This is a genomic window from Streptomyces sp. NPDC015127, assembly GCF_043080095.1.
In the GTDB taxonomy this organism is placed as follows: Bacteria; Actinomycetota; Actinomycetes; order Streptomycetales; family Streptomycetaceae; genus Streptomyces.
In genome coordinates this window covers 1-7,815 of sequence record NZ_JBIBVE010000060.1, presented here as the reverse complement: position 1 = coordinate 7,815, position 7,815 = coordinate 1, and the positions used below count along the sequence as shown (strand labels likewise).

General features: G+C 62.7%; 4 protein-coding genes and 3 pseudogenes. 5 read left to right on the top strand and 2 right to left on the bottom strand.

What is annotated here, in order from left to right:
* Nucleotides 1-220: 220 nt before the first annotated feature.
* Nucleotides 221-1,157 (top strand): annotated as a pseudogene (locus ACF08N_RS37430) (transposase); the annotation flags it as partial.
* A 58-nt stretch (nucleotides 1,158-1,215) separates the two neighbouring features.
* Here ACF08N_RS37430 and ACF08N_RS37425 read toward each other — a convergent pair.
* Nucleotides 1,216-1,890, bottom strand: coding sequence for a hypothetical protein (locus ACF08N_RS37425; protein ID WP_392329174.1), 675 nt, complete (start codon nucleotides 1,888-1,890; stop codon nucleotides 1,216-1,218).
* 1,226 nt (nucleotides 1,891-3,116) lie between these two features.
* Here ACF08N_RS37425 and ACF08N_RS37420 point away from each other — a divergent pair.
* From ACF08N_RS37420 to ACF08N_RS37410, 3 genes and pseudogenes are all read left to right on the top strand, one after another.
* Nucleotides 3,117-3,446, top strand: a pseudogene (locus ACF08N_RS37420) (ATP-binding protein); the annotation flags it as partial.
* A gap of 12 nt (nucleotides 3,447-3,458) precedes the next feature.
* Complete coding sequence (locus tag ACF08N_RS37415) at nucleotides 3,459-5,621, top strand: helix-turn-helix transcriptional regulator (protein WP_392329176.1); 2,163 nt, start codon at nucleotides 3,459-3,461, stop codon at nucleotides 5,619-5,621.
* The gene (locus ACF08N_RS37410) at nucleotides 5,528-5,764 is read left to right on the top strand and encodes a response regulator transcription factor (RefSeq protein WP_392329175.1); all 237 of its coding nucleotides are present in this window, start codon (nucleotides 5,528-5,530) and stop codon (nucleotides 5,762-5,764) included. Before ACF08N_RS37415 ends, ACF08N_RS37410 begins: the two co-directional genes overlap by 94 nt.
* 1,174 nt (nucleotides 5,765-6,938) lie before the next feature.
* On the opposite strand, the gene ACF08N_RS37405 is transcribed toward ACF08N_RS37410, so the two are convergent.
* Nucleotides 6,939-7,436, bottom strand: a complete 498-nt coding sequence (locus tag ACF08N_RS37405) for a hypothetical protein (RefSeq protein WP_392329173.1) — start codon at nucleotides 7,434-7,436, stop codon at nucleotides 6,939-6,941.
* Nucleotides 7,437-7,677: 241 nt separating this feature from the next.
* On the opposite strand from ACF08N_RS37405, the pseudogene ACF08N_RS37400 reads away from it, so the two are divergent.
* A pseudogene (locus ACF08N_RS37400) lies at nucleotides 7,678-7,815 on the top strand (IS5/IS1182 family transposase); the annotation flags it as partial.

The following is a 7,815-nucleotide window of genomic DNA, read 5'->3' as shown; positions in this document are numbered from 1 at the left end:
CCTCATGAGCCGACGGCTCACCCGCGAATCCACCCCGAACTGGCGCGACACATGAACCTCGGACCAAACACTTTCGCCAGGACAAAACGCTCTTTAAGGCCTCGGGCCTTCATGAGGCGGGCTGTCCGACAGGTGGTCAGCTCAGGAGAAAGTTCCCCTGAACAGCGGAAATGAGGATTATCTAGGTCCTTGTTCCGCCCCGGTCGGAGGGACTTTCTAGGTGAAGAAGACTACCGGACCCCATTCGCATGTCCGTGTCTGGGACGACGGCCGGGCGTGGTCTCGCAGGCCGGTTCGGTCCTGCTGGTCGAAACGGTCTGCAAGACCGGTCTTGACCAGGCTGATCGACCTCGCCCTGGCGGTCGCGCTCGATTGGGACTTTCTCGCGGATGTCGCCATGCTGCGGCCGAGCCAGCCGTGTTCGGTCCGGTGGCCTCCGATCCAACCGTCTCCCGCCTCATCGATGCCCTCGTAGTATCGGGTGAGGAGAAGGCACTGCAGGCGTCCGACGGTCACGCTCTGAATAGGTCCGCGCACGAGTCTGGTCGCTGACCGGCAAAATGCCCTGCATGAGGACGGCGGAGGTGACGGTGGACCTGGACAGCGTCCTGGTCGTCGCGCATTCGGACAAGCAGGACGCCGCCCCGATCTGGAAGAAGACCCTATGGGCTTCGTCGACCATGGCCTGGGCGGGACCGGAGAGCCGGTGGCAGCCCTGCTCCGGCCGGGAAACACGGGCGCGAACACGGCCGAGCCGCAGACCACATCACAATCGCCCAACTGGCCCTCCCCTAGCCACCGAAGAAGTACCGGCGCGGGCGCCAGACCCTGATCCGCTGCGATTCGCAGGCGGGACTCACGACTTCCTCGCCTGGCTCCACCCAGCTGGGGATCGCTGGCTGTCCTGCTCGGCCGGCGTGGTCATCAACGAGGCCATCCACAGCCACGTCCTGAAGGTCCCGGCTCTGCCTGCCTCGAACTCGACGGGGAGGTCCGCAATGGAGCCTGGATCGCCGAACTCGCCGGTGACCTGCTGGAGGGATGGTCGCAGGGATGCGGCTGATCGTCCGCAAGGAACGTCCCTATCCCGAGCCCAGCTGCGCATCACCGACGCCGACGGCATGCCTCTCACGTGCTTCGCCACCAACAGACGCGGCGCCGACCGGTGATTACGACCCGAAAGACCGAGGCTAGCAATTTTGTTTAGAAGGATTACTATACACAGTAGTAATTTGGCACCCAGTAATGTTTGATGTAGGCATCGTGCAGAAATGGCGTATTATTTCTTAGGCATCCCACGTGAACCCACTCTCGCGAGAGATCACTTGAGGGGTCGACGTAATTGCCGGGAGGGCCGACCGTAATACCTTCCACTTCTAGGTCCGGAGCGTTAATCAGAGCATACCCAAGATAGTGCGCCGTATCGCCGCCCGATGGAATGCTGTAGCCAGCTATCCGTTTGGGGTGGCTATCAATTGAAAGATAGAGGTGACCAAACTTACCGAAGGCGCCCCCCTGGACTCTCTCGTGCCGGTATCCCGGCGGGAGACGCACAATTCTGGCGAGCTCGAAGTTCCTGTCGCGATCATAGGCATAAAGTCGGTCCATATATCTCACCTGCTCATCTACCCCGCCGAATACTGAGCTGTAGAGTAGACCGTCTCCCGGATTTACAGCGCACCACGGGGCTGAGTATCCCTGCGGTTTTGTTCCGCTCACATCGAGATACCTTATGCGATTCGTAACGCCGTCGTTGCCCGTTGCTCTAAGCAGGATCTCCCATACTGCTGCATGCCCTCCAGGCTCGAGCGCAACATACAGTGCATTGCGACTCACATCGTAGTCGATGTCACCTAGATGCCTGGAGTTCGGCAGGATTAGCTCGTCCATATGATGCGCACTCTTCCAGGCGTGATCGAAACGCCACACGCCTCGTCCCGAACCCATCTGGTTGCTCACCGTGTACCAGAACGTGCGCCCAGCCGCCAATCCTTGAAATAGATTTGCCCACTTGTATCCCCGGAAGGCGTGCTCAGTGTCTTCCCCCCACTCACGAATTCGAGGGTCCGCAATCGGGGCATTCACTCTGGATGGGCCCAGCATTGAAGTATGGAGTGAGCAGGCAGAGCCTGCTGACGCCATCGCAGTCCACTTGAGTAACTCCCGACGACTAACACCCATACGCATATGGTGGTTCAACCTCTCAGCTGAGTGAACTCTCGGCAGCGCCTTCCTGATCAGCGACAGGCTTATGCCCCGAAAAGACGGGACATCCATGTGCTGAGGACCCTGCGTGCGGCGCATGTGTGATCGAGGTGCCAGTTATTTCGCCAGATGCCATGAGGTCGCACTCACATTGATGGATGATTTCTCTCCATCAATGTGAGTGCAGCATGAGGGAAGATCTGCTGGCATGCAAGAGTTGTGCAGCAGCTGGGGTCTCTGCTGATCTTCAATCGTCCGACTCTGCCCTTGGAACGCATCGCCTCTCATTGCCGATCCGGCCCTCTGAGCCTGCGCCGCGGAGCAGCGCCCACCGGGACCGGCGGCGCGAGGCGGCCCGAGCGGCTGAGCTTCCCAGTGACCGCTCAAGTGATCACCGTCTGCCAGGAGGTCCGGAGCGCCCACCGCCCAACAGAGAAATTGCCGGCCCTGAGCCGGCTTGTAGCTCTTGCACTCGTCGGTCGTGGCCTGGCGGTTACGCTCGCCTGTTGCCCGGCTCCGTCTGCGCGCCAGCCACCGCCATCAGGGATGTCGCCGAGCTTCTTGTTGCCGACGTGGATCAGCTCGTCTGGCCGGGAGCGTTTGTAGCGACGGATCAGCTCGCGCGGGGTCGTCTCAAGCTGGTAATGCTGCGGGCGAGTTGGAGAGTGCCTGGTGGAGATCGACGCCGCAGCGTGGGTCCGGTGCCGGGCTAACCGCGCAGTCCCCTGGGGGATGGCACCCCTGGGCCCAGGCTTGCCCCGGATCCGTCGATGTTCTGGGCGCCGGTGCCAGTCTCAGCGGTGTGTGCCTAGAGTGATTATTGAGCATAATGGTCCGCCGTTCCGGATGCCCCTTATCTGGAGGGATCCGCCGCTGTAAGGCCGGGAGGCGTGGTGCGGGCAGGGAGTCAGATGCCGCAGTGGCCGCTGGTTGGGCGTGAGCGGGAGCTGGAAGCTTTCGCGAAGGTGCTGGCGGATCGGCGGATCCGTGCGTTTGTGGTGTGGGGTCCCGCTGGAGTAGGGAAGTCGCGGCTGGCCCAGGAGTGTCTGGCTCATGCTGTTCGTGAGGGTTTTACGGGTGTTCGGGCGACCGCGAGCGCGGCAGCTGGTGCTGTGCCGCTGGGAGCGATTGCTCATCTGATCCCTGCTGGGATTGATCTTCAGTCGGACCCGGTAAGTGGCTTCAGGGCCGTGGTCAGTGCGCTGGATGGACCACAGCGGCGCAGGTGGGCGGTCTGCGTTGATGATCTGCACTTGCTGGACGCGACCTCAGCGGTGCTGTTGCGGCAGCTGATGGATGCCGGCGTGGTTCGGCTGATCGCGACTGTGCGTGCTGGTGAAGCTGTTGGAGACGCGGTGGACGCCCTGTGCCGCGGCGACGCGGTTTTGCGAGTGGACTTGGATGTGCTGGACAAGCAGCAAGTCGAGGACCTGCTTCAGACAGTGCTGGGGGGTCAGATCGGGCGACGTACCCTCCAGGAGCTGTACGCAGCGTCCGGCGGGAACCTGCTCTATCTTCATGAGCTGGTCCTCGGCGCTCTGGCGGTCGGCTCTTTGACCAGCGACAGCGAGGTTTGGAGGCTTGCCGAAACCGCGCTGCCGGGCACGGCTCGCCTGACCGACCTGATCCAGGCCCGGCTCAGTACGGCCGACGCCGCCGGGTGGGCTGTGCTGGAGTTGCTGGCGGCATGTGAGCCTCTCTCCCTTGCTGATGCCGAAGCCGCCGCCGGCCCGCAGGTCCTCGCTGGCCTTGAGCACCAGGGGTTGATCCATATAGGCCAGGACCGGCGTCGCAGTATCGTCACGTTGAGTCACCCGCTGTACGGGGAGGCGCTGCGTGCAGACCTGCCAGTTCTGTCCCGCAGGGCCATGCTGCTTCAGCAGGCCGAGCGGACCGAAGCGTGCGGCGCCCGCCGCCGGGAAGACCTCTTGCATATCGCTAGTTGGCGGCTGGCCGCCACCGGCACCGCAGACCCGGCTCTCCTGACCCAGGCTGCTTTCCTGGCCCGCTACGCCCATGACTACGCGCAGGTCATTACGCTGCTCGAGGCCTTGCCCGACCGCCAGCAAACCACTCGTACCCAGCTGCTGCACGGCGAGGCCCTTTACGAACTCGGGCGCATCGATGAGGCTGAAGAATTCTTCGCGGATGCCTACGCAGAAACACGCACTGAAGAAGACAGACTCGCTATCACCATGGAACGCACCCAGAGTCTGTTCTGGGGTGCTGCACGTGTGCAGGAGGCACTCGCCGTCAACGACGCGGCCCGCCAGGCCACAAGCCATCCGGCGGTGCGTGAGGCGCTGACCGTCAACGAGGGCGCTATGCGTGTCTGCGCTGGGCAACCATGGGAAGGCCTGGCCCTGCTTGAGAGCGTGGAACAGAACCCGGATGACCGTGTGCGCCTGTACGGGCTAGCGCTTAAGGTTGCTGCACTGAGCGCTATCGGCCGCACCCGCGAGGCCGTGCGGCTGGGCGAGTGGGCTTATCAAGAGCACTTGAGAGCCAGCGTCGGCACGGTCATTCAGCATCCGACAGCCCAGCTGAACCCCTTGACCACCGCATATGCGGATTCCGGTGAACTAAAACTGGCTTGTGAGACCGCTGAACGCGGCCTCAGTGGATCCATGGCAGACCAAGGGGTGATCGTCGCCTCCCAGTTGCTGTACAGCCTGGGGCGGTCGCTGTGGCTGGCCGGCCGTCCCGCCACAGCACGACGCTCATTCGCCGAGGCGGTTGCGCTGGCCCGTGAACATCGCCTCCCCCTGATCGTGAAGCTGGCGCTCTCGGGGCTGGCCGCATGCGCAGCACTGCTCGGAGACATCGCGGCTGCGAAAGCCGCGCTGGCCGATAGCGCAGCCTACACAGGCGTGCCGTTCCTGGCCGGCGAGGAGCGGCTGGGCGAGGCATGGCTGCTGGCGGCCCAGGGACGTCTTGAACAGGCGCGGGCTGTACTCACTGAGGCAGCCGAGCAAGCCCGCACGACCGGCTATGTGACTTCGGAGGCAATGCTGCTCACCGATCTCGCCCGTCTTGGGGGGCAGGAGAAGCAGCCGGCAGGCTTGCTGGGCTTGCCGAGCAGTGCGACGGTGCGTTCTCTCCTGCACGCGCCCACCTGGCAGCGGCTTTGGCGGCCGACCACCCTGACCGGCTCCTCGCGGCGGCAGGCGAACTGGAAGCAGTCGGCGCCGACCTGCTTGCCGCCGAAGCCGCAACGGCTGCTGCGGCGGCCTGGCACCGAGCCGGACATGGCCGTCGTGCCGCTTCCGCTACCCAGCGAGCCCAGGCATGCGCGGCCCGTTGCCATGGGGCCCGCACCCCACTGCTGGCCAACGCTGAAACCATCGCCCCCCTCACCGCACGCGAACGCGAGATCGCTCTGCTTGCCGCCGCCCGCGCCACCAGCAAGGACATAGCCAGTACTCTGAACTTGTCCGTACGCACCGTCGACAACCACCTACAGCGTGTGTACACCAAACTCGGCGTCACCACTCGCCGCGAACTCGCTGACATTTTCGGTGTGAACACCATCCAGCACTTCCCGGCATCCGACCGCTGAGCCCCTTTCGCTGGTCTTGCCCGGAGATACCCAGCATTCGAGGGCTGGCTGGGCGGCACCTGGGCGATCCGCCAGCCACGCACCGCTGGTACCAGAGTGGTCAGAACTCAGACCCGCTCCAACGCTTCATGGCTGAACGAAGATGAGCGCAGCCAGATCTGCGTAGCACGATTGTGACGTCATCAGGGCGCGAACCGCTGCTGACGGCTTCCATCTGATAACCGCTTCGATCACCAACAGTCACACGGCCTGGCTTATGCTTGAGAGCGTGACGTGTAAACATCTGCGTGATTTGGCTGACTACCTGTGTAGCAGTGGTATGCCACGAGTTGGCCCTATCCAGGTCTGGACACAGCAGGACGGAGAATGGTACTGGTACGAATGCCTCCTGGATCTTAGATCTCTGCGTGACCGGTTCAGCCTTTCGTCGACGGTGAAGGATCACGTCCATCGCGGGCATGTTGAGGGCTCGGAAGCAGGATTTGTATGTCGCTCCTGTGGAGACGGCATCATTGGCATCCATCCTGATCTGCACAGTGATGAGCCGATAATTGCCTGAGTGCGTGGTCGTGGTGACTTCCACGTTTGCCAGATAGCCAATGGCTCGGCGGCAAAGGCTGGTAACAGAAACTATCGACATCACCGGCTGTCATCCTGCGGTGAGCCACGGACCATGCGGGCTAGTCCCGCCGTCCGAGCGACATCGGCATCTTTGGCAGCCGTTGCTCTTGGCCCACGTGGAAACGTGGTCCTACGCTTCGGACAGACAGTCTGAGCGTGCGGTCTTTAATCTTCGCAGACGTCGCGAGCTCCCTGTACCCGCTATTGAAGTCCCGGCCAGCGGTTTCCGGAGGATTCAGGATGTCATGCCTGTTGGGCTGTCTGGTACATCAGGTTCTCTGTGCTCTCCGTGGCAAATAAGCCGCCGCAATCCTCGTTCTTCACTAACTGTGTAGTTATCTTCCACGAGATCCAGGAACAACATGCCTGCCGTCGTACTGGACAAGCGGCACACGCAGCCGCCTGAGTGGGAATCCGGGCACCGCATGATGGGTTTCTCCTAGCTAGCAGGGGAGTCTCACAAGGGGGGTGCGACTATTTTAGAATTGCGGGATCAGAGAGCGCCTGGCGCCCATCAGTCGTTTGGTGCGCGAAGAATCCGCCTCATTCTTAGCTACGGCTGAGGCAGCCGGGTTCCTTCGAGCTTGTTCAGCGACGCGGTGATGTTCTTGCGGACGCGGCTTGTGTAGGCCATCACGCTGCGTCCGGGAAGGACACCGTCTGGCTCCGTGGCCCGCAGGATTGACGTCAAGGCGCGTCCAGCTGCTGCCACCCAGGTGACGTAGGACTGACGGTTGTCCGCAGCAGTCTCTTCGTTGTCGATGTCGCGCAGGGTCCGAGTCAGCCAGGCAGAGGCTGACTGGCCGTTGGTTACTGTAGCCAGGCGTTCATTGATTAGCTCGCGTACAGTCTTGTGGACGTGGCGCGCCAGCCTCTCCGGAGGAGGAGCAGAGAACGTCTCTCTGGCTAGTGCCCGAAGCAGCAGCCGAGCCAGGGCACGGAATTCCTCCCAATCCTCGTCGCTGCTATTGACCTGAGTAGTGCGGTGGTGAATAGCCGCGAGGATCTCGCGATTGCGCGTGCAAGAGCTTGACGTGGTGTTACTGCGCATATGTGCCTCCAGGACGCGACACCTGAGCTCAGGTACCGAATCGTCTGCCGGCAGTGGTGTGGCCGGGCGATTGTCCCCTCTTGGCATTGTGGGGGCCCCTTGGCAGCAATCTCATGAGTAGAAGATGCTCACGGGAGCAGACACCAGGCCGGCGGTCGCGGTGCAGCACCCATGGCTGCAGTGCCTCTGCGAGGCTGTCTAAGACCGTGTCCTACGTGGTGAGGCGGACGTTGACCCGGGCATGGGGCGGGGAACGTGGAGCTGGATCGTGCCGGACGGGTTGTGGAGATCGCGAAGCCGTTGATCCCTCCGTCGCGGGTGCGTCCGCAGGGCGGCGGAACGCAGGACACGCCTGATGAGACGCGGTTCGCGGCCATTT

What these genes read in the sequence shown, in the direction of transcription:
- ACF08N_RS37425 (WP_392329174.1), bottom strand. Translation starts at nt 1,890, where the DNA reads ATGGACGAGCTAATCCTGCCGAACTCCAGGCATCTAGGTGACATCGAC.
- ACF08N_RS37405 (WP_392329173.1), bottom strand. Translation starts at nt 7,436, where the DNA reads ATGCGCAGTAACACCACGTCAAGCTCTTGCACGCGCAATCGCGAGATC.